This window comes from Yersinia sp. J1 (assembly GCF_050586585.1).
GTDB lineage: Bacteria > Pseudomonadota > Gammaproteobacteria > Enterobacterales > Enterobacteriaceae > Yersinia > Yersinia entomophaga.
The window spans coordinates 1-436 of sequence record NZ_JBOBDP010000058.1 but is presented as its reverse complement, the minus strand read 5'-3'; the positions used below and the strand labels follow the sequence as shown (position 1 = coordinate 436).

Below are 436 nucleotides of genomic sequence, written 5' to 3'. Positions count from 1 at the left end.
GAGACAAGTTTTAGCTGCAGTGTTTCAATTTTCAGCTTGTTCCAGATTGTTAAAGAGCAATATTTCACAACATACTGTCCACCTTGCGGCAGCAATATATTTTGAAATAGTTTTATATGGTGGAGCTAAGCGGGATCGAACCGCTGACCTCCTGCGTGCAAGGCAGGCGCTCTCCCAGCTGAGCTATAGCCCCATATAAAAAGCAAATACCTTATTGCTGCAACTCATGTCCAGACAAGGCGCAGACACGCACGTTTATTGTTATAAACGAATGTGACGGTAACGCACTACAGGGATGAGTTGGTGGGTCTGAGTGGACTTGAACCACCGACCTCACCCTTATCAGGGGTGCGCTCTAACCACCTGAGCTACAGACCCAACAAGGTACTAAAGCCCGACTAATCTCTCAGCCCGGCCTTATTTGCTCGTTACTTTC

Annotated in this window: 2 tRNA genes; both read right to left on the bottom strand. The window is 47.2% G+C overall.

From position 1 onward, the window contains the following. Nucleotides 1-117 precede the first annotated feature (117 nt). A tRNA-Ala gene (locus tag ACQ4OC_RS19630) sits at nt 118-193 on the bottom strand. Nucleotides 194-301: 108 nt separating this feature from the next. After that, a tRNA-Ile gene (locus ACQ4OC_RS19625) sits at nt 302-378 on the bottom strand. Nucleotides 379-436: the final 58 nt, after the last annotated feature.